The 25,258-nt window shown below is 72.5% G+C and carries 18 protein-coding genes and 1 tRNA gene; 14 read left to right on the top strand and 5 right to left on the bottom strand.

Going from position 1 to position 25,258, the window contains the following annotated elements:
* The first annotated feature begins 101 nt into the window (after positions 1-101).
* From ABD208_RS07610 to ABD208_RS07545, 14 genes are all read left to right on the top strand, one after another.
* Positions 102-1,274: an 8-amino-7-oxononanoate synthase gene (locus ABD208_RS07610; RefSeq protein WP_344101185.1), complete on the top strand. Its 1,173-nt coding sequence runs from the start codon at positions 102-104 to the stop codon at positions 1,272-1,274.
* A 262-nt stretch (positions 1,275-1,536) separates the two neighbouring features.
* Positions 1,537-2,355, top strand: a complete 819-nt coding sequence (gene trpC / locus ABD208_RS07605; RefSeq protein ID WP_344101183.1) for an indole-3-glycerol phosphate synthase TrpC — start codon at positions 1,537-1,539, stop codon at positions 2,353-2,355.
* Between the two features lie 32 nt (positions 2,356-2,387).
* The gene (trpB, locus tag ABD208_RS07600; protein ID WP_344101181.1) at positions 2,388-3,704 is read left to right on the top strand and encodes a tryptophan synthase subunit beta; all 1,317 of its coding nucleotides are present in this window, start codon (positions 2,388-2,390) and stop codon (positions 3,702-3,704) included.
* On the top strand, positions 3,701-4,576 hold the full coding sequence (trpA, locus tag ABD208_RS07595; protein WP_344101179.1) for a tryptophan synthase subunit alpha: 876 nt from the start codon (positions 3,701-3,703) through the stop codon (positions 4,574-4,576). Before trpB ends, trpA begins: the two co-directional genes overlap by 4 nt.
* A 26-nt stretch (positions 4,577-4,602) precedes the next feature.
* Positions 4,603-5,493 carry a prolipoprotein diacylglyceryl transferase gene (gene lgt, locus ABD208_RS07590; protein WP_344101177.1) on the top strand — a complete coding sequence of 297 codons (891 nt, stop codon included), beginning with the start codon at positions 4,603-4,605 and terminating at the stop codon, positions 5,491-5,493.
* A gap of 111 nt (positions 5,494-5,604) precedes the next feature.
* Entirely contained in the window at positions 5,605-10,146 is a 4,542-nt protein-coding gene (gene gltB / locus ABD208_RS07585) for a glutamate synthase large subunit (protein ID WP_344101175.1), read from the top strand.
* A complete protein-coding gene (locus tag ABD208_RS07580; RefSeq protein WP_344101173.1) occupies positions 10,139-11,638 on the top strand; it encodes a glutamate synthase subunit beta in 1,500 nt (499 codons plus the stop codon). The genes gltB and ABD208_RS07580 overlap by 8 nt, the downstream gene beginning before the upstream one ends.
* A 238-nt stretch (positions 11,639-11,876) precedes the next feature.
* The gene (pyk, locus tag ABD208_RS07575; protein ID WP_344101171.1) at positions 11,877-13,319 is read left to right on the top strand and encodes a pyruvate kinase; all 1,443 of its coding nucleotides are present in this window, start codon (positions 11,877-11,879) and stop codon (positions 13,317-13,319) included.
* A gap of 209 nt (positions 13,320-13,528) precedes the next feature.
* Entirely contained in the window at positions 13,529-14,863 is a 1,335-nt protein-coding gene (locus ABD208_RS07570) for an ABC transporter substrate-binding protein (protein WP_344101169.1), read from the top strand.
* Between the two features lie 222 nt (positions 14,864-15,085).
* Positions 15,086-16,405 carry an ABC transporter substrate-binding protein gene (locus tag ABD208_RS07565; RefSeq protein ID WP_344101167.1) on the top strand — a complete coding sequence of 440 codons (1,320 nt, stop codon included), beginning with the start codon at positions 15,086-15,088 and terminating at the stop codon, positions 16,403-16,405.
* Positions 16,406-16,529: 124 nt separating this feature from the next.
* Positions 16,530-17,645, top strand: a complete 1,116-nt coding sequence (locus ABD208_RS07560; protein WP_344101165.1) for a carbohydrate ABC transporter permease — start codon at positions 16,530-16,532, stop codon at positions 17,643-17,645.
* Entirely contained in the window at positions 17,642-18,568 is a 927-nt protein-coding gene (locus ABD208_RS07555; RefSeq protein WP_344101163.1) for a carbohydrate ABC transporter permease, read from the top strand. Before ABD208_RS07560 ends, ABD208_RS07555 begins: the two co-directional genes overlap by 4 nt.
* A gap of 76 nt (positions 18,569-18,644) precedes the next feature.
* A tRNA-Leu gene (locus tag ABD208_RS07550) sits at positions 18,645-18,726 on the top strand.
* A gap of 280 nt (positions 18,727-19,006) precedes the next feature.
* A complete protein-coding gene (locus ABD208_RS07545; protein WP_344101161.1) occupies positions 19,007-19,855 on the top strand; it encodes a helix-turn-helix transcriptional regulator in 849 nt (282 codons plus the stop codon).
* 49 nt (positions 19,856-19,904) lie between these two features.
* Here the strand turns inward: ABD208_RS07545 and ABD208_RS07540 are convergent, their stop codons facing one another.
* From ABD208_RS07540 to ABD208_RS07520, 5 genes are read right to left on the bottom strand one after another with little or no spacing between them, the layout of a single operon-like run.
* Positions 19,905-20,912 carry an aldo/keto reductase gene (locus ABD208_RS07540; protein ID WP_344101159.1) on the bottom strand — a complete coding sequence of 336 codons (1,008 nt, stop codon included), beginning with the start codon at positions 20,910-20,912 and terminating at the stop codon, positions 19,905-19,907.
* The gene (locus tag ABD208_RS07535) at positions 20,912-21,928 is read right to left on the bottom strand and encodes an endonuclease/exonuclease/phosphatase family protein (protein WP_344101157.1); all 1,017 of its coding nucleotides are present in this window, start codon (positions 21,926-21,928) and stop codon (positions 20,912-20,914) included. Before ABD208_RS07535 ends, ABD208_RS07540 begins: the two co-directional genes overlap by 1 nt.
* Complete coding sequence (locus tag ABD208_RS07530) at positions 21,921-23,102, bottom strand: glycosyltransferase family 4 protein (protein WP_344101155.1); 1,182 nt, start codon at positions 23,100-23,102, stop codon at positions 21,921-21,923. The genes ABD208_RS07535 and ABD208_RS07530 overlap by 8 nt, the downstream gene beginning before the upstream one ends.
* 13 nt (positions 23,103-23,115) lie before the next feature.
* Entirely contained in the window at positions 23,116-24,225 is a 1,110-nt protein-coding gene (locus ABD208_RS07525) for an endonuclease/exonuclease/phosphatase family protein (protein ID WP_344101153.1), read from the bottom strand.
* Entirely contained in the window at positions 24,222-25,232 is a 1,011-nt protein-coding gene (locus ABD208_RS07520; protein WP_344101151.1) for a glycosyltransferase, read from the bottom strand. Before ABD208_RS07520 ends, ABD208_RS07525 begins: the two co-directional genes overlap by 4 nt.
* Positions 25,233-25,258 lie beyond the last annotated feature (26 nt).

Below are 25,258 nucleotides of genomic sequence, written 5' to 3'. Positions count from 1 at the left end.
CCTGATCATCACCGACGACGCCGCCGCGCGGGAATGGTGGTTGACGACAACATCCCCGGCGGCGTGTGTGGATCCCGGCTGGTCACGGCTACCGTCGGCGCATGCAGAACGACCCGTTCGGCTGGATCGCCGCCGACACCGAGCGCCGTCGCGCCGCCGGGCTGCTGCGCGAGGTGCGGCCGCGCGAGGCCGCCGCCGGCACCCTCGACCTCGCCAGCAACGACTACCTCTCCCTCGCCCGCCACTCCGAGGTCACCGCGGCCGCGGCCGGCGCCGCCCGCACCTGGGGCGCCGGCGCCACCGGCTCCCGCCTCGTCACCGGCTCCACCAGCCTGCACGCCACCCTGGAGGCCGAGCTCGCGGAGTTCTGCGGCTTCGAGGCCGCCCTCGTCTTCGCCACCGGGTACGCCGCCAACCTCGGGGCGCTCGCGGCCCTCGCGCCGCGCGGCAGCCTGATCGTGTCCGACGCCGGCAACCACGCCTCGGTCATCGACGGCTGCCGCCTCGCCGGCGGCGAGGTCCGGATCGCGCGGCACGCGTCGCCGGACGACGTCGCAGCCGGCCTCGTCAGGCCGATGCCCGACGCCGGTGACGACGCGCCCGCGGCGGGCGTCTTCGCCGGGCCGGCGCTCGTGGTCACCGACGGCGTCTTCTCCGTCGAGGGCGACCTCGCGCCCCTGCGCGATCTCGCCCGGGTCTGCCGGGACGCCGGCGCCGGCCTGCTGGTCGACGACGCGCACGGCCTCGGCGTCGTCGGCGACGGCGGGCGCGGCAGCGTCCACGACGCCGGGCTCGCGGGGGCGCGCGACGTCGTCGCCACGGTCACCCTGTCCAAGGCCCTCGGCTCGCAGGGCGGTGCCGTGCTCGGCCCGGCGGACGTCGTCGGGCACCTTGTCAGTGCCGCCCGGACCTTCATGTTCGACACCGGCCTCGCGCCCGCCGCCGCGGGCGGAGCCCTGGCCGCGCTGCGCGTGCTGCGGCGCGAACCCGAGCGTGCGGGACGCTGCCGTGAGGCGGCCGAAGGGCTGTCGGACGCCCTGCGTGCCGCGGGCCTCGACGCGACCCGGCCCGGGGCCGCCGTCGTCTCCGTTCCCGCGCCGTCCGCGCAGGACGCCGTTGCCTGGGCGGCCCGCTGCCGGGCCGCCGGCGTCGAGGTCTTCTGCTTCCGGCCGCCCTCGGTCCCGTGGCCCCGGCTGCGCCTCACCGCGCACGCCGGTCTCACCTCCGCCGAAATCCGGCGGGCCGCGGAAATCCTTGCCGCGACCGCACCCTGACCGGTGCGCCGCCGCCCTCCGCGGCGGACCGGCGCCGGGGGCCCGGGGCCGGCGCGCGCCCTCCGGCCCGTGCGAACGCTCACCTCAGCACCCGTACGCCCCCCGGACGACGCCGGTTCGGCGTGCCCGGAACGTCCCGGTGGTCCATGCTGGGGCCGAAGGCGTCCCGACAGGTGGCAGGTGGCCGGGACAGCAGCCCCGACGGCCTACGATGATCGCGGGGCGGGCAACCCAGCTCAGGCACGGCACGGGAGGCACACGAATGGCGGTCCTGGACGACATCGTCGCGGGGGTCCTCGAGGACCTCGCGGAGCGCGAGGCGCGCACGTCCCTCGACGACCTCAAGGAGCGCGCGGCGAAGCAGCCGGGCGCGCTCGAGGTCGTCGGCCGTCTCAAGGATCCCGAGGCCGTCGCGGTCATCGCGGAGGTGAAGCGCTCCAGCCCGTCCAAGGGGGCGCTGGCCGACATCGCGGACCCCGCGGCGCTCGCGGTCGAGTACGCGGCCGGCGGCGCCGCGGTGATCTCCGTGCTCACCGAGCAGCGCCGGTTCTCCGGCTCGCTCGCCGACCTGGACGCGGTGCGCGCGCGGGTGGACACCCCGCTGCTGCGCAAGGACTTCGTCGTCACGCCCTACCAGGTGTGGGAGGCGCGTGCGCACGGCGCCGACGTCGTCCTGCTCATCGTGGCGGCGCTCGAGCAGACGGTGCTGGAGTCGCTGGTCGAGCGCGTGCACTCGCTCGGCATGACGGCGCTCGTGGAGGCGCACGACCTGAACGAGGTGCAGCGCGCGCTCGACGCCGGCGCCCGGGTGGTGGGCATCAACCACCGGAACCTCAAGACGCTCGAGGTCGACATGACGGTGTTCCAGCGCCTCGCGCCGTACGTGCCGGACGACGTCGTGCGCGTCGCGGAGTCCGGCATCGGCGGCCCGCGCGAGGTCATGGAGATGGCCCGGGCGGGCGCCGACGTCGTCCTCGTGGGCGAGGCCCTGGTCCGCAACGGGAACCCGCGGGCCGCCGTGGCCGAGCTCGTCGCGGCCGGCGCGCACCCCTCGCTGCGATCGGTGCGGCCGACGCAGTGACAGCAGACCAGTTCCTCCAGGAAGGAAACGACGTGAGCCTGTCTGAAGGCCTAGGAGCACGCCTGGCCGACGTGACCGGCCCCTACTTCGGGGAGTTCGGCGGCCGGTTCGTCCCGGAGTCGCTCATCGCGGCGCTGGACGAGCTCGAGACCGAGTACTCCAAGGCCTCGGACGACCCCGCGTTCGTCGCGGAGCTCGCCCGCCTGCACCGCGAGTACACCGGGCGCCCGAGCCCGCTGACCGAGGTGCAGCGCTTCGCCGCGCAGGCCGTGGGTGAGGGGGCGCCGTCGTCGTTCCCGGGTGTGCGGGTCTTCCTCAAGCGCGAGGACCTGAACCACACCGGCTCGCACAAGATCAACAACGTGCTGGGCCAGGCCCTGCTGGTCAAGCGCATGGGCAAGCGCCGCGTCATCGCGGAGACCGGCGCCGGCCAGCACGGCGTCGCCACCGCGACGGCGGCCGCCCTCATGGACCTCGAGTGCGTGATCTACATGGGCGAGGAGGACACGCGCCGCCAGGCCCTGAACGTCGCGCGGATGCGCCTGCTCGGCGCCGAGGTGGTGCCGGTCACCGCCGGGACCCGCACGCTCAAGGACGCGATCAACGAGGCGCTGCGTGACTGGGTGACCAACGTCGAGCACACGCACTACGTGCTCGGCACCGTCACCGGGCCGCACCCGTTCCCCGAGATGGTGCGGCAGTTCCACCGCATCATCGGCGAGGAGGCGCGCGAGCAGATGCTGGAGCGCACGGGCCGGCTGCCCGACGCCCTGGCCGCCTGCGTCGGCGGCGGCTCCAACGCGCTCGGCCTGTTCAACGCGTTCCTCGACGACGAGGGCGTGGAGATCTTCGGTTTCGAGGCCGGGGGCGAGGGCATCGAGTCCGGGCGGCACGCCGCCCGCTTCTCGGGCGGCGAGCCCGGCGTGCTGCACGGCGCGCGCTCCTACCTGCTGCAGGACGAGGACGGCCAGACGCGCCCGAGCCACTCGGTGTCCGCGGGGCTGGACTACCCCAGCGTCGGCCCGGCGCACTCCTGGCTGCACGACCTCGGCCGCGCCACCTACGAGCCGGTGACCGACGACGAGGCGATGGAGGCGTTCCGCCTGCTGTGCCGCACGGAGGGCATCATCCCGGCCATCGAGTCGGCGCACGCCCTGGCGGGCGCGCTGCGTCTGGGCCGCGCGGCCGCGGCCGAGGGGAGGACGGGACCGGACGGCGAGCCGTACACGATCCTGGTGAACCTCTCGGGCCGCGGCGACAAGGACGTGGCCACGGCCGCGCGCTGGTTCGGCCTGCTCGACGAGGGCGTGGCGTCGCACGAGCTGGAGAAGATGGAGGGCCGGGGATGAGCGAGGCGACGACGACGGTGGGCGGGAGCGCGGTGGGCGCGCCGGCCGGGTCCGTGGGCGACCTGCTGACGCGCCTGCGCGACCAGGAGAACCGGCCCGCGCTGGTCGGTTACCTCCCGATCGGCTTCCCGGACGTGGAGCGCTCGGTCGAGGCGCTGCTGACGCTCGCCGACAACGGCGTGGACGTCATCGAGCTGGGCATCCCGTACTCGGACCCGGTGATGGACGGCATCGTGATCCAGGAGGCCGCGCAGGCCGCCCTGGACGCGGGCGTGCGGGTGCGGGACGTCTTCGAGGTGATCCGGCGGCTGCGCGAGCACGCGCCGCACGTCGCGGTGCTCCCGATGACCTACTGGAACCCCGTGCTGCGGTACGGCGTGGACGCGTTCGCCCGCGACCTCGCCGCTGCCGGCGGCGCCGGCCTCATCACCCCGGACCTCATCCCGGACGAGGCGGCCGAGTGGATCGCCGCGAGCGACGCGCACGGCCTGGACCGGGTGTTCCTCGTGGCACCCACGTCCACGCCGGACCGCCTGGCGCTCACGGCCCGCGCCGCCCGCGGGTTCATCTACGCCGCGTCCCTGATGGGCGTCACGGGTGTGCGCGCGACGGTGGGGGAGCGCGCGGAGCAGCTCGTCGCCGACACCCGCGCCGCGGGCGCGGAGCACGTGTGCGTCGGCATCGGGGTGTCCACCGGCACCCAGGCGGCCGAGGTGGGACGCTGGGCCGACGGCGTCATCGTGGGATCCGCCCTGGTCAAGCCGTTGCTCGGGGACGAGCCGTGGGCGGACCGTCTCAAGGTTCTGGCGGATGTCACGCGCGACCTGGCTCACGGGGTACGGTCTGCACGCGCCGCGCACGGCGCGTCCTGATCCGATGACCCCCCGCCGGAGCGTACGTGCCTCTGACCCTCCCGCTGTCCCAGCTGCCCGCGAGCATCCCCAGCCCGTCCGAGCACACCTGGTACCTGGGCGTGCTCCCGGTCCGGGCGTACGCGCTCGCGCTGCTGGCGGGGATCGCGGTCGCGGTCTGGATCACGGTGGCGCGGTGGCGGGCCCGCGGGGGTGACGGCTGGCGGGTGCTGGACGTCACGTTCTGGGCCGTGCCGTTCGGCCTGGTGGGCGCCCGCGCCTACCATGTGCTGACGACGCCGGACACGTACCTCGCGCCCGGCGCCGACCCGTGGGCGGTGCTGCGGCTCTGGGAGGGCGGCCTGGCCGTCTGGGGCGCCGTCCCGCTGGGCGCGCTCGGGGCGTGGATCGCGTGCAGGATCCACCGCCTGCCGTTCGCCTCGCTGGCCGACGCCGCCGCCCCCGGGCTGCTCGTGGGCCAGGCCGTGGCGCTCGTGGGCAGCTGGTTCAACCAGGAGCTGTACGGGCTGCCCGCGGACCTGCCGTGGGCGCTGCGGATCGCGCCGGAACATCTGGTGACGAATCCGGCCACGGGCGTCGCCTACCCGGAGGGCACAACGTTTCATCCGCTGTTCGGTTACGAGATCCTGTGGTGTCTGGTGACCGCCGCACTTTTGCTTTTCCTGGACCGGCGGTTCAACTTCGGTCATGGCCGGGTATTCTGGGCGTACGTCGTCGTCTACACTCTCGGCCGGGTCTGGATCGAGATGATGCGGATCGACGAGACGGAGACCCTGCTGGGTCTCCGGCTCAATGTCTGGACAGCGATCGTGCTGGGCCTGGTGGCCCTGGCAGTCTCGATCGTCCTGGCACGCAGAGATCGGGCTCCGGCCGCGGAAACCACCGCGGAGGGGCCCGAGACCACGCAAGGGGCGTGAGCGGACCGACCACCCATCGGGCGCGCACCCCACAGTCCCTTTCCGGGCCGACGGCGCCCCGGTTGACGAGTGAGAGATGGGTCCGGCATGCCCGGACGTCTGTGAGGATCCATGACCATGCCGTTGCACCGGAACAGCCCGCGTGGGCTCTACGACCCGTCGGCGGAGCACGATGCCTGCGGCGTGGCGTTCGTCGCCACGCTCCGCGGCACCCCGGGCCGCGACATCGTGGACGCCGGCCTGACCGCCCTGCTCAACCTCGACCACCGCGGCGCGGTGGGCGCCGAGGAGGACACCGGCGACGGCGCCGGCATCCTGACGCAGATCCCCGACGCGTTCCTGCGCGACGTCGTCGACGCCGAGCTGCCGCCCCCCGGCAGGTACGCGATCGGCACGGCGTTCCTGCCCGTCGACGAGCACGAGCGCGACAAGGTGATCGCACGCATCGAGGCGCTCGCCGCCGAGGAGAAGCTCGACGTGCTCGCCTGGCGCGACGTGCCCGTGGACGCCTCGATGATCGGCCCGTCCGCGCGCGCCGCGATGCCGGCGTTCCGCCAGCTCGTGGTCGCCGACCCGTCGCGCGAACTGGGCGGCATCGACCTCGACCGGCGCTGCTTCCGCCTGCGCAAGCGCGCCGAGAACGAGCTGGACCTGTACTTCGCGTCGCTCTCGTCCCGCACGGTCACGTACAAGGGCATGCTGACGCCGTTCCAGCTCGAGCCGTTCTTCGGCGACCTGCAGGACCCGCGCTACGCGACCGAGATCGCGCTGGTGCACTCCCGCTTCTCCACGAACACGTTCCCGTCGTGGCCGCTGGCGCACCCGTTCCGCCTCATCGCGCACAACGGCGAGATCAACACGGTGCGCGGCAACCGGAACTGGATGGCCGCGCGCGAGGGCCAGCTCGAGTCCGAGCTGCTGGGCGACCTGACCCAGCTGCGCCCGATCAACGCGCCGGGCGCCAGCGACTCCGCCAGCTTCGACGAGGTGCTGGAGCTGCTGCACCTGTCCGGGCGCTCGCTGCCGCACGCGGTGCTGATGATGATCCCGGAGGCGTGGGAGAACAACACGGAGATGGACGCGGACCGCCGCGCCTTCTACGAGTACAACACCAACCTCATCGAGCCGTGGGACGGCCCGGCCGCCTGCGCGTTCACCGACGGCGAGCTGATCGGCGCGGTCCTGGACCGCAACGGCCTGCGCCCGGGCCGCTTCTGGGTGACCGACGAGGGCCTCGTCGTGCTGGCCTCGGAGGCCGGCGTGCTCGACATCGACCCGGCGTCCGTCGTGCGCAAGGGCCGCCTCGAGCCGGGCCGCATGTTCCTGGTGGACACCGGCTCCGGCCGGATCGTGGAGGACGACGAGATCAAGTCCCAGCTCGCCGCCCAGCACCCGTACCGCGAGTGGATCGACGGCCACTCGGTGTACCTCGACCAGCTGCCGGACCGCGAGCACGTCGCGCACAGCACCGCCTCGGTGCGCCGCCGCCAGCGCGCCTTCGGGTACACCGAGGAGGAGCTGAAGGTCCTGCTGACGCCGATGGCGTCCACGGGCGCGGAGCCGCTGGGCGCGATGGGCTCGGACACGCCGATGGCGGTGCTCTCGCAGCGCCCGCGCATCCTGTTCGACTACTTCACCCAGATGTTCGCGCAGGTCACCAACCCGCCGCTGGACGCGATCCGCGAGGAGCTGGTCACCTCGATCGGCAGCGCCATCGGCCCGGAGCCGAACCTGCTGGCCGACCTGCCCGAGCACGCGCGCAAGCTCGTCATCGGGTTCCCCGTGCTGGACAACGACAAGCTCGCCAAGATCGTGCACGTCGACCGCGACGAGGAGCTGGAGGGCATCTTCTCGGCCGCCGTCGTGCGCGGGCTGTACGAGGTGTCCGGCGGGGGAGCGGCGCTGCACGCGCGCCTCGAGGAGATCTTCGCCGAGGTCGACGCCCACGTGGAGGCCGGCGCGAGCTTCATCGTGCTGTCGGACCGCCACTCCACCGTGGAGCTGGCCCCCATCCCGTCCCTGCTGCTGACCAGCGCGGTGCACCACCACCTGGTGCGCAAGCACACCCGTACCCGGGTGTCGCTCGTGGTCGAGGCCGGCGACGTGCGCGAGGTGCACCACGTCGCGCTGCTCATCGGCTACGGCGCCGCCGCGGTCAACCCGTACCTGGCGATGGAGACCGTCGAGGACCTCGCGCGGCGCGGCTACCTCGGCGTCACCCCGGCGGCCGCGGTCGCGAACCTCATCAAGGCGCTCGGCAAGGGCGTGCTCAAGGTGATGTCCAAGATGGGCATCTCCACGATCATGTCGTACCGCGGCGCGCAGATCTTCGAGGCCGTGGGCCTGTCCCACGAGCTCGTCGAGAACTACTTCACGGGGACGACGTCGCGCCTGGGCGGCATCGGCCTGGACGTGATCGCGGCCGAGGTCGCGGCGCGCCACGCCGAGGCGTACCCGCCGTCGGGCAACCGCAACCCCAACGACCGCCTCACCACCGGCGGCGAGTACCAGTGGCGCCGCGACGGCGAGGAGCACCTCTTCGACCCGGAGACGGTGTTCCGCCTCCAGCACGCCACCCGGTCCGGCCGGATGGACATCTTCCGCCAGTACACGCGCCGCGTGGACGAGCAGTCGCAGCGCCTCATGACGCTGCGCGGCCTGCTGCGCTTCAGCCCCGACCGCGAGCCCGTGCCGATCGACGAGGTCGAGTCCGTGGCGGACATCGTCCAGCGGTTCAACACGGGCGCGATGTCGTACGGCGCGATCTCGCAGGAGATGCACGAGACGCTCGCCGTCGCCATGAACCGGATCGGCGGCCGCTCCAACTCCGGCGAGGGCGGCGAGACACCGGACCGCCTGCACGACCCGGCCCGCCGCAGCCGCGTCAAGCAGATCGCGTCGGGGCGGTTCGGCGTCACCTCGGAGTACCTCACCAACGCCGACGACATCCAGCTCAAGCTCGCCCAGGGCGCCAAGCCCGGCGAGGGCGGGCAGCTGCCCGGCAACAAGGTGTACCCGTGGATCGCCTCGGCGCGGTACTCCACGCCCGGTGTCGGCCTCGTGTCGCCGCCCCCGCACCACGACATCTACTCCATCGAGGACATCGCCCAGCTCATCCACGACGCGAAGAACGCGAACCCGGAGGCGCGCGTCCACGTGAAGCTGGTCAGCGAGTTCGGGGTCGGCACGGTCGCCACGGGCGTCTCCAAGGCGCACGCCGACGTCGTGCTCATCTCCGGGCACGACGGCGGCACGGGCGCCAGCCCGCTCACGTCCCTCAAGCACGCGGGCACCCCCTGGGAGATCGGCCTCGCCGAGACCCAGCAGACCCTCGTGCTGAACAACCTGCGCGACCGCATCACCGTCCAGGTGGACGGCCAGATGAAGACCGGCCGCGACGTCGTCGTCGCCGCGCTGCTCGGCGCCGAGGAGTTCGGCTTCGCCACCGCGCCCATGGTGGTCTCCGGCTGCATCATGATGCGCGTGTGCCACCTCGACACCTGCCCGGTGGGCGTGGCCACGCAGAACCCCGAGCTGCGCGCCCGGTTCACCGGCAAGCCCGAGTTCGTGGTCAACTTCATGGAGTTCGTCGCCACCGAGGTGCGCGAGCACCTCGCCGCGCTCGGCTTCCGCACCCTCGACGAGGCCATCGGCCAGGTGCAGGTGCTCGACACCCGCAAGGCCGTGGACCACTGGAAGGCGCAGGGCCTCGACCTCGCGCCCGTGCTGGAGCGCATCGAACCCGCCGCGGGCACCACCCTGTACCGCAGCAGGAGCCAGGACCACGGGATCGAGCGCGCCCTGGACAACCAGCTCATCGCCGGGGCGGAACCCGCCCTCGAACGCGGCGAGAAGGTGCGGCTCGAGGTGCCGGTGCGCAACGTCAACCGCACCGTCGGCACCCTGCTCGGCCACGAGGTGACCAAGCGCTACAAGGGCGCGGGCCTGCCCGACGACACCATCGAGGTCACCCTCACCGGCTCCGCCGGCCAGTCCTTCGGCGCGTTCCTGCCGCGCGGCATCACGCTGCGCCTGTTCGGCGACGCCAACGACTACGTCGGCAAGGGCTTGTCCGGCGGCCGCATCGTGGTGCGCCCCGACAAGGCCGCCGTGCTCGACGGCGCCGCCAACACCATCGCGGGCAACGTCATCGGCTACGGCGCCACCACCGGCGAGATCTTCCTGCGCGGCCGCGTCGGCGAACGCTTCGGCGTGCGCAACTCCGGCGCCACCCTCGTCACCGAGGGCGTCGGCGACCACGCGTGCGAGTACATGACCGGCGGCACCGTGCTCGTGCTCGGCCCCACCGGCCGCAACGTCGGCGCCGGCATGTCCGGCGGCATCGCCTACGTGCTCAACCTGCGCGACGGCGCCCTCAACGCCGGCGCCCTCGCCGCCGGCGAGCTGACGGCCACGCCGCTCGACGACGCCGACTGGGAGACCGTGCGCGGCCTGCTGAGCCGGCACCACGCCGAGACCGGCTCCCTCGTGGCCGCCGAACTGCTGGAAGATCCGGCCGCACGCGGGCGCTTCACCCGCATCCTGCCGCCGGGCTGGGCCCGCATGCGCGAGGCGCTCGCGGACCAGGACCTGGACGAGAACGACTGGAACCCCGCGCAGTGGGACCGGATCATGGAGGTGGCTCGTGGCTGACCCGCGTGGGTTTCTCAAGGTGCGGGAGCGGGAGCTCCCGCCGAACCGTCCCGTCGAGGTGCGGCTGCTGGACTGGAAGGACACCCATGACGTCCGGGTGGGCGGCAGCCCCTTCCTGGCCAAGCTGACCGAGCAGGCCGGGCGCTGCATGGACTGCGGCATCCCGTTCTGCCACCAGGGCTGCCCGCTGGGCAACCTCATCCCCGAGTGGAACGACCTGGTCCGGCAGGGCCAGTGGCGCGACGCGATCGACCGGCTGCACGCGACGAACAACTTCCCGGAGTTCACCGGGCGCGTGTGCCCGGCGCCGTGCGAGACGTCCTGCGTGCTGGGCATCAACCAGCCCGCGGTGACGATCAAGAACGTCGAGGTGTCGATCGTCGACGAGGCGTTCGCCCGCGGGCTGGTCACGCCGCACGTGCCGGAGCGGCTCACCGACTCCACGGTCGCCGTCGTCGGCTCCGGGCCCGCCGGGCTCGCCGCCGCCCAGCAGCTCACGCGCGCCGGGCACACCGTCGTCGTCTACGAACGGGACGACGCGATCGGCGGCCTGCTGCGGTACGGCATCCCCGACTTCAAGCTCGAGAAGTGGCACATCGACCGCCGCCTCGCGCAGATGGAGGCCGAGGGCACCCGGTTCCGGCCGGGCGTCGAGATCGGCAGGGACATCTCGTGGGACGCGCTGCGGCGGCGGTTCGACGCCGTCGTCGTCGCGACGGGCGCGACCGTGCCGCGCGACCTGCCCCTGCCGGGGCGGGAGCTCGGCGGCGTGCACTTCGCGATGGACTTCCTGACGCCGCAGAACAAGGCCGTGTCCGCGGCCGGCGAGAACGAGCCGAACCCGGCCCCGCCGGCCGGCGCGCCGTCGGCCGCGGGCAAGCACGTCGTCGTCATCGGCGGCGGCGACACCGGCTCGGACTGCGTGGGCACCTCGCTGCGGCAGGGTGCCGCGAGCGTCACCACGCTCGCCATCGGCAAGCGGCCGCCGGGCGAGCGCCCCGCGCACCAGCCGTGGCCGACCGACCCCATCCTCTTCGAGGTCTCGACCTCGCACGAGGAGGGCGGCGAGCGCACCTACCTCGCGTCCACCGTCGAGTTCGTCGACGACGGCGCGGGCCGGGTGCGCGCGCTCAAGGTCGCCGAGACCGAGTACCTGCCGAACGGGCGCCGCGCGCCCAAGGCGGGCACCGAGCGGGAGATCCCGGCGGACCTGGTGCTCATCGCCATGGGGTTCACCGGACCCGAGACGCGGGACCTGGAGGAGCAGACCGGCGCGGAGATCACCGACCGCGGCCTGGTGGCGCGCGGCGACGACTACGCGGCGAGCCTGCCGGGCGTGTTCGTGGCCGGTGACGCCGGGCGCGGGCAGTCGCTCATCGTGTGGGCCATCGCGGAGGGCCGCGCCGCGGCCGCCGCGGTGGACGAGTACCTGGCGGGCGGCACCGAGCTGCCCGCACCCGTGCGCCCGCGGACCCACGCGCTGCGGGCCTGACCTTCGCGGCGCGCGCCGGCGAAGGAGAGCACGAGGAAGCGCGCACCAAGAACTGCAGAAAGTTCACCTGACGTTGTGCCCGCCCACAGCGCGTTCGCGCCGCGGGCGGGCATAGCCTGAAGACCGAGAGACGAATGGCCCCGTCAACCAGGGGCCGTGCGGCCTCCCGAGCCTGTGTTCGTGCCGCTGCCTCGCACGTGCAGATGCGCGGGTGCCGCGAGACGACGAGGCTGGAGACATGCGCAGAGCAAAGATCGTGTGCACCATCGGACCCGCGACGGCGTCGCCCGAGAAGCTGCGGGAGCTGGTGGACGCCGGCATGAACGTGGCGCGGATCAACCGCAGCCACGGGGAGCAGTCCGAGCACGCCGAGGTCATCAAGAACGTCCGCGCCGCGGCGCAGGACGCGGGTACCTCGGTGGCGGTCCTCGTGGACCTGCAGGGCCCCAAGATCCGCCTGGGCCGGTTCGCCGGGGACGAGAAGCACTTCCTGAACGTGGGTGACGTCTTCACGATCACCACCGAGGACGTCGAGGGCACCAAGGAACTGGTGTCCACCACGCACAAGGGCCTCCCGCAGGACGCCCGCGTCGGCGACCCGATCCTCATCGACGACGGCAAGGTGCGCGTCGTGGTCGAGGCCGTGGACGGCCCGCGCGTCGTCACGCGCGTCGAGGTGCCGGGCCCCGTGTCGAACAACAAGGGCCTGAACCTGCCGGGCGTGGCCGTGTCCGTGCCGGCGCTGTCCGGCAAGGACACCGACGACCTGCGCTGGGGCCTGGCCCAGGGCGCGGACTTCATCGCGCTGTCGTTCGTCCGGTCCGCGAAGGACTACGAGGACGTGCGCCGGATCATGGAGGAGGAGGGCCGCACGGTCCCCGTCATCGCCAAGATCGAGAAGCCGCAGGCCGTGGACAACCTCGCCGAGGTCGTCGCCGCGTTCGACGGCGTCATGGTGGCCCGCGGCGACCTCGCCGTGGAGATGCCGCTGGAGCAGGTGCCGCTGGTGCAGAAGCGCATCGTGGAGCTGGCCCGCCGCAACGCGAAGCCGGTCATCGTGGCCACGCAGGTGCTCGAGTCCATGACGACCAACCCGCGCCCGACGCGCGCCGAGGCGTCGGACTGCGCCAACGCGGTGCTCGACGGCGCGGACGCCGTGATGCTCTCCGGCGAGACGTCCGTGGGCGACTACCCGATCATCACGGTCGAGACGATGGCCAAGATCATCGAGGCCACCGAGGAGGCGGGCCGCGAGCGCATCGCCCCGCTGGGGTCGACGCCGCACACCCGCGGCGGCGCCATCACCCGCGCGGCCGCCGAGATCGGCGAGCGGCTCGGCGTCAAGTACCTCGTGACGTTCACGCAGTCGGGTGACTCGGCGCGGCGCATGTCGCGCCTGCGGTCCTCGATCCCGCTGCTGGCGTTCACGCCGGTGGAGGGCACGCGCAACGCGCTGTCGATGACCTGGGGCACCGAGCAGTACCTCGTGCCCAAGGTGGACAGCGTCGACGCGATGGTCGAGCAGGTCGACTCCACGCTGCAGGCCAACGGCCTGGCCGAGAAGGGCGACCTCGTGGTGGTCGTCTCGGGCGCCCCGGTGGGCGTGCCCGGCACGACGAACTCGATCCTGGTGCACCGCATCGGGACTAAGGCGGACGGCCGGGGATCGGCGACCGCCTGACCTTCCGTTCCGCACGGGGCCTGACGTGCCCCGGCCGCGCGGGCGGGGACTTCTCCCCGCCCGTGCGGCATTTTTCATCCTTGTCGGCCGCGACCGCCTGTGGAAGCGTATCCAGCCAATCGGGCCGCGGGAACGCGGCCCGTGGCGGCTCAGGTGTCGCCGCCGACCACACAATGCACCAACGAGGGTGAACCAAGAACATGAGACGGATGACGCGCGCTGCCTGGGCAGGCGCAGGGATGATCGTGACCACCGCCCTGCTGGCCGGCTGTGGGGCCGGACTCGCGACCGGCGGCGAGGACCAGGAGGTCACGCTGACGGTGGCGACGTTCGGCGTCATGGGTTTCGACGACCTGTACGAGCAGTACGAGAAGACCCACCCCGGCGTCACGATCGAGGCGACCAACTACGAGCAGAGCGGCGACGCGCGCGCCACGCTCTTCGAGGGCCTCGAGAACGGCGAGGGCATGAGCGACGTCGTGGCGCTGGAGGAGGGCTGGCTCGGCCAGGCGATGGCCGAGTCGGACAAGTTCGTGGACCTGCGCGACCACCACATCGAGACGTCGAGCTGGCGGTGGCTGGAGTGGAAGTACAAGCAGGGCACCGCGCCCACGGGCGCCGTGATCGGCGCGGGCACGGACATCGGCCCGATGGGTCTGTGCTACCGCCGTGACCTCTTCGAGGCGGCCGGCCTGCCGACCGACCGGAAGCAGGTCGCGGAGCTGTTCCAGCAGGACGGCGGCGACTGGGAGCGGTACTTCGAGGTCGGGCGGCAGTACCACGCCACGACGGGCAAGGCGTGGTACGACCAGCCGACCTTCGTGTGGAACGCCATGGTGAACCAGCTCGACGAGGGCTACTACAACATCGACGGCGACATCATCGCCGGGGAGAACGAGGCGCTCGCGGAGAAGTGGGGCCTGGTCGCCCAGGCGAACGCGGACGGCCTGTCGGCCCGCGAGACCCCCTGGGACTGGCGCGGCGGCAAGGCGTTCACCGACGACTCCTTCGCCACGTTCATGTGCCCCGGCTGGATGATCGGCCACATCAAGACCCAGCTCGAGGCCGCGGGCGGCGGGCCGGAGACCGGGTGGGACTTCGCCGACGTCTTCCCGGGCGGCTCGGCGAACTGGGGCGGCTCGTTCCTGGCCGTGCCGGAGTCCTCGGAGCACCCCGACGAGGCCGCCGAGCTCGTGCTCTGGCTGACCGAGGCCGAGCAGCAGGCGGAGGCGTTCAAGGTCGCGGGCACGTTCCCGAGCACGGAGGAGATGATCCACATCTTCAGCACCGAGCCGGTCGACGGGGACCCGGTGTTCGGCGGCGCCCCGATCGCGAAGCTGCTCGCCCAGCGGACCGAGGGCGTGCGGGCGCAGTTCAAGGGCCCGCTCGACTCCCAGATCCAGGAGGACGCCTTCGGCGACTCGCTCCGGGCGATGGACGCCGGCGACCTCTCGCCGGACGAGGCCTGGCAGCAGGCGATCGGCCGGGTGCAGGAACTGGAGACGAAGGGCTCGATCACCCTCCCCGAAGAGGGTGAAGAGTAGGCACGAAAGGGTAACGATCCGGCCGTTCAGCGGCCGGATCGTACCGGTTGACGTGACATCGTCCCTATCGCGGACAGCTGGGGACTTGACGGCCCGTCGTGACCTTCGGCACGATAGGCCACCACGGTGGAAGCGCTACCACGCTTCCGCGGGCGGTGTCCCGCACGATGTGCCGAGGTTGGCGCATCCCAGAATTCGTCAGGAAAGACAAAGGAGTCCACTGTGTTCAGCAGTACTCGTACAGGCGGCCGCCGTCTCGCGGCCACCGCCGGAATCGCAACCCTGGCCTTCGGGCTCGCCGCCTGCGGTGGCAGCCCCGCGAGCGACCCCGAGGGCGGTGCCGACCCGGAGGAGCCCATCACCCTCACGGTCGCCACGTTCAACAACTTCGGGTACACCGAGGAACTCCTCGCGAAGTACACCGAGGAGCACCCGAACGTCACGGTGGAGCAGACGGTCGCCGCGACCGCCGAGGACGCTCGCACCAACCTCTCGACCAAGCTCGCCGCCGGCGGCGAGGGCCTGGCCGACATCGAGGCCATCGAGGTCGACTGGATGGCCGAGTTCGGTCAGTACCCCGACCTGTTCGAGGACCTGGCCAGCGCCGACGTCGAGGGCCGCTGGGTGGACTGGAAGGTCCAGCAGGGCACGACACCGGACGGCAAGCTCATCGGCTACGGGACCGACATCGGCCCCGAGGCGGTCTGCTACCGCCAGGACCTGTTCGAGGACGCGGGGCTCCCCTCGGAGCCGGCCGAGGTGGCCGAGCTGCTCGGTGGCGAGGACGCCACCTGGGACGAGTACTTCGCGGCGGGCGAGAAGTTCGTCAAGAAGTCCGACTCGGCGTGGTACGACTCCGGCATGGCCATCTACCAGGGCCTGGTCAACCAGGAGGACGCCGCCTACGAGAACACGGACGGCACGCCGATCCCGCTCGGCGAGAACGCCGCCGTCCAGGGTCTGTACGAGACCGTCGTCGCGCAGGGCGAGGCGGGCCTCTCGGCCGGCCTGGAGCAGTGGAGCGAGGACTGGAACGCCGCGTTCCAGAAGGACGCCTTCGCGACCATGCTGTGCCCGGCGTGGATGACCGGCCCGATCGAGTCCAACTCGGGTGGTGTTGACGGCTGGAACGTCGCCGACGTCTTCCCCGGTGGCGGCGGTAACTGGGGCGGTTCGTTCCTCACCGTCCCGTCCTCGGGCGAGAACGTCGAGGCGGCCAAGGAGCTGGCCGCGTGGCTGACCGCCCCGGAGCAGCAGACCGCTGCCTTCGAGGAGGCCGGTACCTTCCCGTCGCAGGTCGAGGCGCAGGAGTCGGAGGCCGTTCAGGGCTTCACCAACGAGTTCATGAACGACGCGCCGGTCGGTGAGATCTTCACCAACCGCGCCGCAGCGATCACGGTGACGCCGTTCAAGGGCCCGAACTACTTCACGATCCACCAGCAGGTGCAGGACGCCGTCAAGCGCGTCGACGTCGAGAAGTCGGCCGAGGCTGACGAGTCGTGGGAGAAGGCCGTCGCGGCCTACGACGAGCTCGGTCTCTGACCTGAGCTCTGATCTCTGACCGCCGTCGTCGGCCTCGCGAGCACGCGGGGCCGGCGACGGCGCACGGGCGTCCTCGTGGCGCCGAACCATCCTCATCAGCCGCGCACCCGACCAGGAAGACGACATGGCCGCACTCACGACGACGGAGCCCCCTGCGGGCTCGACCGCGCCGCCACCGCGCGCGCCGCGCAAACTCGGGTTCTCCCAGACCCTGAGCCGCTGGGACGTCAAGGTCTCGCCCTATCTGTACATCTCCCCGTTCTTCGTCCTCTTCGCCCTGACGGGTTTGTTCCCGCTCGTCTACACCGCCGTGGTGTCGATGTACGAGTGGAACCTGCTGGGCGGCCAGGGCGAGTTCGTGGGTCTCCAGAACTACGCCGACGTGCTGGGCCGGGGCGGCTTCTGGCACTCCCTGGTGAACACGTTCTCGATCTTCCTGCTGTCCTCGGTGCCGCAGGTGATCCTGGCCGTCGTGATCGCGGCGCTCCTGGACCGGAACATCCGCGCCGCCACGTTCTGGCGCATGGGCGTGCTGGTTCCCTACGTCGTCGCGCCCGTGGCCGTGTCGATGATCTTCGGGCGGCTCTTCGCCGACCAGTACGGGTTGATCAACGACCTGATCGGCGTGTTCGGCATCGACCCGATCGGCTGGCACTCGGACCGCTGGTCCAGCCACCTCGCGATCGCCACGATGGTCAACTACCGCTGGACCGGCTACAACGCGCTGATCTTCCTCGCCGCGATGCAGGCCGTGCCGCGTGACCTGTACGAGGCCGCGACCATCGACGGCGCCGGCCCGTGGCGGCAGTTCTTCTCGGTGACGGTGCCGCAGATCCGCTCCACGATCATCTTCGTCGTCCTCACCTCGGTGATTGGCGGCCTGCAGATCTTCGACGAGCCGCGGATGTTCGACGTCCACGGACGCGGCGGCGGCGACCAGCAGTGGATGACGACGGTGCTGTACCTCTACGACACCGCCTGGGGCACCCAGCGTGACCTGGGCCGCGGTGCCGCCGTGGCCTGGCTGCTGTTCGTGATCATCCTCATCGTCGGCGTCATCAACTTCCTGATCACCCAGCGGATCTCGTCGTCGGGCCCGAGGGCACCGAAGGTCAGCCGCGCGGTGACGCGCCGGCTGCGGGCCGAGGCGAGGGCGGCCGGTGCGGCCGCCGCCGCACGCCGGGCCGCCGCGGTCCGGTCAGCCAGCGAGAACACCACTACCGACCGGAGGGACTCATGAGCTCCGTCGCCGCCGCCGGCCAGATCGCCGGCAAGGGGGCCGCGAAGGCCGCCGCCCGCAAGCGTGCCCGGGCCCAGCAGCACGGCACCGGTTCCGCCGTCCGCGGCGGGGGCTGGATCACGTACGGCCTGCTGGGGCTGGTGCTCCTGGTCGCCGCGTTCCCGCTGTACTACACGCTGCTGCTGGGTTCGTCCGACCAGCAGACGATCTCCCAGACGGCCGTGCCCCAGTGGCTGCCGGACCTGAGCATCCTGAGCCAGTTCGCGAACGTGGTGTCCAACAACCAGGTCAACTTCTGGCTCGCGCTGGTGAACTCGATCGTCATCTCGGTGACCGTCGCGCTCGCCGTCGTCCTGAGCTCGACGCTGGCCGGTTTCTCGTTCGCGAAGCTGCAGTACCCCGGCCGGAACGGCCTGCTCGTCTTCGTCATCGCCACGATGGCGGTGCCGACGCAGCTCGGCGTCATCCCGATGTACATCCTGATGTCGGAGATCGACTGGATCGGGACGCTCCAGGCGGTCATCGTGCCGGCGCTGGTCTCGGCGTTCGGCGTGTTCTGGATGACCCAGTACCTGGAGTCGGCGCTGCCGTACGAGCTGATCGAGGCCGCCCGCGTGGACGGCGCGTCGATGTTCCGGACGTTCTGGAGCATCGCGCTCCCGGCGGCCCGGCCCGCCGCGGCCATGCTCGGCCTGTTCATGTTCGTCCAGCAGTGGACGATGTTCTTCTGGCCCTCGGTCGTGCTGGGTTCGAGCAACCCGACGCTGCCGATCGCCGTGCAGAACCTCCGTGCGGGCTACCACGATGACTACTCGCTCATCATGGCGGGCGTCTTCCTGGTCACGCTGCCGCTGCTGATCATCTTCGCCGTGGTGGGCCGCCAGCTCGTCGCGGGCATCATGGCGGGTGCGGTCAAGGGCTGAGCCCCTGACCGGGTCCGCGGTACCCGGATTCATGTTCGTCCCGGCGGGGGCCACCAGGTAAGGTGGCTCTCGCCCGGCCCGCTTGGCGGAACTGGCAGACGCGCGCGGCTCAAACCCGCGTCTCTTCGGAGGTGAGGGTTCAAGTCCCTCAGCGGGCACGAGACAGATGGGCGGAGCGGGACCGGCTTGCGGCCGGACCTGCTCCGCCCCGTCGTTTCCGGTGGGGCGCCGTCCCGGGCCCGCCCGGGCGACCGCGTCCCCGAGCCTTTCCGGACGGGCCGGCTCCGGCCGTCCCTCCGTGAATCCTTGCAACGGGTTCGTTTGCTTCCCTGCGCTATTCAGCAAGGGTGAAACGCCTGGTGAGAAGCTTGGAATCGCTTCCATGGGTCGGTATTCTGAGGCCGCGCCACTGTTATCCCAGAAACCGTGGAGGGCACGATGTCAACGCCGATCGCAAGCCCGATTCAAACCGGTCCGGGAAATCCCCCGGATCTCGGCCCACCGCTGTTCGAGAGACTTCCTTTCCTGCTCGCCGCGCAGGACGCCGAGCTGCGCCACCGCGGCGAGGACCTGATCGAGGTGCGCCGGGCCGTCGAGGTGCTGGCGAGGTTCCACCGGACCGAACCGCACGACGTCCGGTACGAGGCGCTGGAGGTGTCGTCCGGCGTCGCGGGGATCGTCCGGCGGTACCGGGTGGTGGCCCAGTCGGCCCGGTTCTCGTGCCTGGTGGCGATGCCCGCGGCGTTCCGGGACGCGATCGGGCTCGACACGCTCGGCGAGATCCACGACGCGGCGGCGAGCCGGGGCGTCGTCGTGCGGCAGCTGCACGACGAGCACGACGAGCACGCGGTGCCCTTCCGCAGGTTCGCGGCGTCCGCGGCCTCCGGTACGGGATCGCTCCGGCTCCGGGCCCACGTCAGGACGTTCGCCGCGATCGTCGACCGGTCGCGGATCCTCCTGCCGGCGGATCCGCTGGACCCGTCGGCGGGGATCGTGGAGTCGTCGCACAGCGGCTTGCTCGGGTCCGTCGAGTCCCTGCTCGAGGAGCAGTGGAGCGCGGCGCGCGCCTGGGGCGAGCCCGCCGGCGAGCAGGCGGAGCCGCTGACGCGCCAGGAGCGCGAGGTGCTGGCGCTCCTGGCGGCGGGCAGGACGGACGAGCAGGTCGGCAACCGCCTCAAGGTCTCGCTCCGGACGGTGCGTAGGATCTACGCCGACATGGCGCGGCGGTGGGCCGTGCGCAGCAGGTTCGAGGCCGGCGTGGTCGCGGCGCGCAACGGCTGGGTCTGACGACGACGGGGGACCGCCGGGGCGGTGGCCCCGGCGGTTCCCGGCGAGGTCAGCGACCCGCCGCGCCCTTGGAGATCTCGTTGTACGGGTACGGCAGCCGGAAGCTGCTCGCCTCGTCGAGCCGGGCGGCCTCGCCGGCGGACAGCTCCCAGTCGAGGACCGGGAGCAGCTCGGCGAGCTGGCCGGCGTCGCGCGCCCCGACGATCGGGGCCGTCAGGACCGGCCGGGACAGCAGCCAGGCGAGGGCCACCTGGGGGACCGGGCGCGACCGCTCGGCGGCGATCTCGTCGAGCGTGTCCAGGATGCGCCAGGTGCGCTCCTGCGACGCGTAGGCGCTCCACGACTCACCCCAGCCCAGCTTCTCGGCGGTCTCGACGCGCGTCCCGGCCGCGGGGGCGCCGTCCTCGCGCCGCATGCGGCCGGTCAGCCAGCCGCCGCGCAGCGGGCTCCAGGCGATCACGCCGAGGCCCTCGTCGCGGCACACGTCGAGCAGCTCGAGCTCGGCGTCGCGGTCCAGCAGGTTGTACAGCGGCTGGAGCGCCCGGAAGGGCTCCCAGCCGTTGCCGCGGCTGATGTCGATCGCCTTCTGCAGCTGGGACCCGCTGACGTTGCTGGCCCCGATGTAGCGCACCTTCCCGCTCCGCACGAGGTTGTCGAGCGTCCAGAGGGTCTCCTCCAGCGGTACCACCGGGTCCCACGCGTGGATCTGGTAGAGGTCGATGTAGTCCGTGCCGAGCCGGCGCAGGCTCTCCTCGACGGCGGCGATGATGCGGCGCCGGGACAGACCCTGCGTGTTGGGACCCCGCGCGACGTTGTACCGGACCTTCGTCGCCACGACGACGTCGTCCCGCCGGCCCTTGAGCCAGCGCCCCAGGATCTCCTCCGACGCGCCGCCGTTGTAGACGTCGGCGGTGTCCACGAGGTTGCCGCCCGCGTCCGCGAACGCGTCGAGGATCCGGACGCTGGTCTGCTCGTCCGCCTCGCGGCCGAACGTCATCGTGCCGAGCGCCAGCGGGCTGACCTCGAGGCCCGTACGGCCCAGGAATCGGTACTTCATCATGTGCTCCTTTCGTTCGGCCGGTGTCGCGTGCCGACACCGGCGACCAAGCGCTGGACACGGTGGTCCGAGATGCCCGCGGCATCGTCGAACCGGTAGTCGTGCACCTCCAGCCCGTTGCGGACGAGGGCCCAGTCGATCCGCCAGAGCCGCGGCCCCCGGGCGTGCCACGAGCGGGGGTACGCCAGGGCGGCCCACCGGGCGGCGTCGTCGCCGAGCGCCCGGATCCGCCGCGCGTCCCCCATCGCGGGGCTCGTGTTGAAGTCGCCCGCGACGAGCGCGGGGTGCCCGAGGGCCGCCACGTCGGCGGCCAGCGCGGTGTACTCCCGGTCCCGGTGGCGGGCCCGGGCCCGTACCTCGCGGTAGAACTCCGCGCGGAACGGGGAGATCTGCCGGAGCTGGACGGGCACGTGCACGTTCAGCAGGGAGACGGTGCCCGACGGCGCCTCCACGTCCACCCGCAGGACGCGCTCCGCGGACGTGGGCACGTGCCGTGCGGGCAGGCGCGAGACGGTGACCTGGCCGTTGGCGGCGATCACGTGGTGACCCGGGAACGCCTCCCGCAGCCGGCCGAGGTCGTCGATCGCGGACCAGGTGCCGTCGAAGTTGTTGTGGTGGTACTCCTGCAGCATCAGCACGTCCGCGTCGAGCGCGCGCAGCGCGGCGTAGAAGGGCCCGGCCTCGCCGCCCTGGTACCAGTGCTCGGTGTTCCAGACGCAGACCGTCAGCTCCGGGGCGGACGTGACCGGCCGTCGTCGTCGCACCAGCGCCGTGAGATCGATCCCACAGCGACGGTAACCCGCGACCAGGCAGGCCGCGCACGTCCACAGGACGGCGTCGCGCCAGGCGCCGCCCGCGGCCAGCGCCGCGCCGGCCAGTGCGGCGGGCACGACGACGAACGCGGGCGGTGGCGCCAGCGAGACGACGAGCCACAGCCACCAGCGGCCGTTGAGCAGGAGGTCGAGCAGCACGAGGACGGCCCACGCGGCCGTGGCCGCGGCGACGGCCTCAGGCATCGCGGTCCCTCGCGCGCACGGGGCCGGCGCCCGCGGGGCGCCGCTCCGCCGCGAGCCGCGCGAACAGGGCCTCGTACCGGTCGAGGCACGCGTCGGCGCCGTACAACCCGCGCGCGCGCTCGGCGCCGGCGGCCCGTGCCGCGGGATCGAGGGCGGCGACCTCCGTCATCGTCGCGGCGAGCGCGGCGACGTCCCCCGCCTCGAAGAGGCGGCCGAACCCCGTGGTGAGCACGGGCTGGCGCATGCCCGGCAGGTCGCTCGCGATCGACGGCACCCCCAGCATCATGGCCTCGACCTGCGAGATCCCGAAGGATTCCTCGGCGACCGACGGGAGGACGAAGGCATCGAGGGAACTGTACAGCTCGTTGACCTGCGCGTCCGTGAGGAAGCCGGGGAATCGCACCCGCGTGTCGCCGGCGGCCAGTGCGCGCAGCTCGGTCGCGACGCCGCCGCCCGCGACGCGCGTGTCCTCACCGGCGATGATCAGGCGTGCGGTGGGGTCCTCGAGGGTCCGGAACGCCCGGACCGCGAGGTCGAGAGCCTTCTCCGGCGCCAGCCGGCCGAGGAACCCGAAGTGCGGCCCCGGCCCGTCCCGGAACGTCGCCGCCGCCCGCTCGCGCACGCGGCACGGCGGGGGGACGGCAGTGAGGCCGGCGCGTTCCATGAGGTGCCGGTGCCGCGATCCCGCCGCATGGTCCTCGTTGTTGACGACGACCGCCGCCGAGTCGCGCAGCGCGCGCGCCACGGACCGGTCGACGACCGCCGTCTGCAGGCGCCCGGTCACGCTCGACGGCAGCCAGACGTCGTCGTGGTGCGTGGCCACGACGGCGGTGCCGGGCAGGCCCAGGGTCAGCAGGCCGGCCTCCAGCAGGGGCAGGTGGACGTTCAGCACGTCCGAGCGCCGCGCCAGGGCGCGCGCGACGGTCGTGAACCGCGGGCTGATCACGCCCCTGCCGACGCGGGCCACCACGGGCGTGCGGTAGAGGTCCACGCCGTTGACCCGCTCGCGGGCGGGAGCCGCCGGGTCGTGGCGGGTGGTGGCGACCGCGACGCGGGCGCCGCGGGACGCCATCCCCTCCGCGACCGCGCGGGCGACCTCGGTGAGCCCGCTGACGTAGGGGACGTAGTAGGTCAGGGCGACCGTCAGGTCGTAGTGCCCCGGATCGGTGCGCATGGATCTCCTGTGTCTAGGGAAGGCGGACGGTCGCGCGGATCGGCCGGTGGGTGGAGAACGCGGCGGCGTCCGGCAGGACGTCGTGGTCGAGCACCCCGACGTCGTCGCTCGTGAACATCCAGTCCAGCCGCCACAGCGCCAGGCCCGCGGGAAAGGTGGCCGGGTAGCGGTCGGCACCGCCGCGGGCCGCGTCCCGCAGGCCGTCGTACCACCGCAGGTCCGCGGAGCCCGGCTGGACGTTGAGGTCGCCGGTGAGCACCACGGGGTGGGGGTTGCGGCGCAGGTCGTCGCGGAGCTCGCCGAGGTGGGAGGTGCGCCGGGACGCCGAGTCCGCGAGCTCCTCGTAGAAGTCCGCCTGGAACGGTGAGCGGTTCACGTTGAAGAGGTCGGGCGCGTGGGTGTTGTAGAGGCTGAGGGTGCGGTCGCCGACCCGGACGTCCGTGCGCAGCGCGCGGACGTCCCAGTACTCCGGCCAGTCGGTGCGGGGCGGCGGCAGGTCGTCCGGTGCCAGGGCGGACGACGCCGTCACGGGGTACCGGCTGAGGGTGAGGAACTCGCCCTCAGCCACGGCGGTGTAGCCGGGAAGCTCGCGCCGCACCCGGTCCAGGTCGTCCAGGGGCGCCGGCCGGTCGTCCGGCGCGGCGGCGTGCTGGTGCTCCTGGAGCATGTAGACGTCGGCGTCCAGGGACCGCAGGTAGTCGTAGAACCCGCGCGGGTCGTTCTCCTGCTCCCAGGAGAAGGTGTTCCAGCCGACGACGACGACGTCGCGCCCGGCGGTCGCGGCGGGCTCCGGGGCGGGCTGGTACGGCACCAGCCCCGTCTGCGTCAGGCCCGCGGCCAGTGCGAGCGCCGTCGCGGCGAACACGCGCCGGCGGCGGGCGCCCGCCGCCAGCTCGACCGCCGCGAGCAGCACCGGGACGGCGACATGGGCGATCGGCGGGGCCAGCCCCAGGCCGTTCCACACCCACCAGCGCCCCGCGAGCAGCGCCCCGGCCAGGGCGTAGGTGCCCCAGAGTACGGCGAGGGCCAGCACGGTCGCGGAGACCCGTGGCCGCCATGACGGCCGGGTCCCGGACTCCGCCGTCGCGGCCGGTGCGCTCGGTGCGGCCGGTACGGCCGTCATCCGGCCTGTTCCGGGCGCTCGTACAGGCGGCGGAACCGCGGCGAGGTGATCCACTGCAGCAGGCCGATGCCGGCGGCGAGCCCGATGACGCAGTTCACCAGGTAGTGGACCCCCGCGAAGAAGAGCGCGAAGGAGAAGCCCTTGTACTGCCGCACGAACGCGTAGAGCCCGCGGTCGGCCAGCACGCTCCAGGCCACCAGGGCCACGGCGGGTACGGCCCACAGCGGCGAGAAGAGGATCAGCGGGAGGCACGCCAGCGCGGCCAGCGCCGCCACCGCCGCGCTCGCGCGCGGTCCGGTCGCGAACCCGCCAGGCAGGCCGCGCTGCCGGATGTACAGCGGCACGTGGAGCCGGGTGCGGTGGAAGACCTTGCGGAAGATCGTGCGGAGCGTGTCGTCGTGGTCGTGCGCGCCGCGCACCGCGTTCGAGCTGTGCGACTCGTACCGGGCGGTCAGGCGGTCGGCGTAGTCGCCGTCCTCGGTGTGCCGCAGGGCCGCGTTGAACGGCCCGACGTCGCGGAACACCGCTGCGCGGATGACGAGGATCGCCGTGTGGACGGTGCCGATCCTGCCCTCCTGCTCGGTGAACCAGTAGTGCTGGTGGAGGGCACGGTACGTCTCGACCGGCCCGTCGGGGATCAGGGGATCCGGGCCGTAGGTGCCGCACAGCGCGCCGATCCGCTCGTTCGCCCGCAGGATCCCGACGGCCCGCGCGACGGCGTCGGGCTGCATGGCGACGTCGGCGTCGACGAACATGATGAACTCGCCGCGGGCGTGTGCCGCGCCGGTGTTCCGGGCCGTGGCGGCGCCGCTGTTGACGCCGGTGGACACGACCGTCACGCCGAGGGAGCGCGCGAGCTCCACGGAGTCGTCCGTCGAGCGGTCGTCGGCGAGGAGGATCTCCGTGTGCTCGTAGGTCTGCGCGAGCAGGGCTCGCAGGCAGAGCTCGAGCGCGGGGCCGGTGTTGTAGTTCGGCACGACGACGGAGACCAGGCCGGGGATCGTCATTTCCACTTCCTTGCGGTTGCTTCGGG

This window comes from Myceligenerans crystallogenes, from assembly GCF_039529775.1.
Classification (GTDB): domain Bacteria; phylum Actinomycetota; class Actinomycetes; order Actinomycetales; family Cellulomonadaceae; genus Myceligenerans; species Myceligenerans crystallogenes.
The sequence above is the reverse complement of the archived record's forward strand: the minus strand, read 5'-3'. Positions and strand labels throughout refer to the sequence as shown.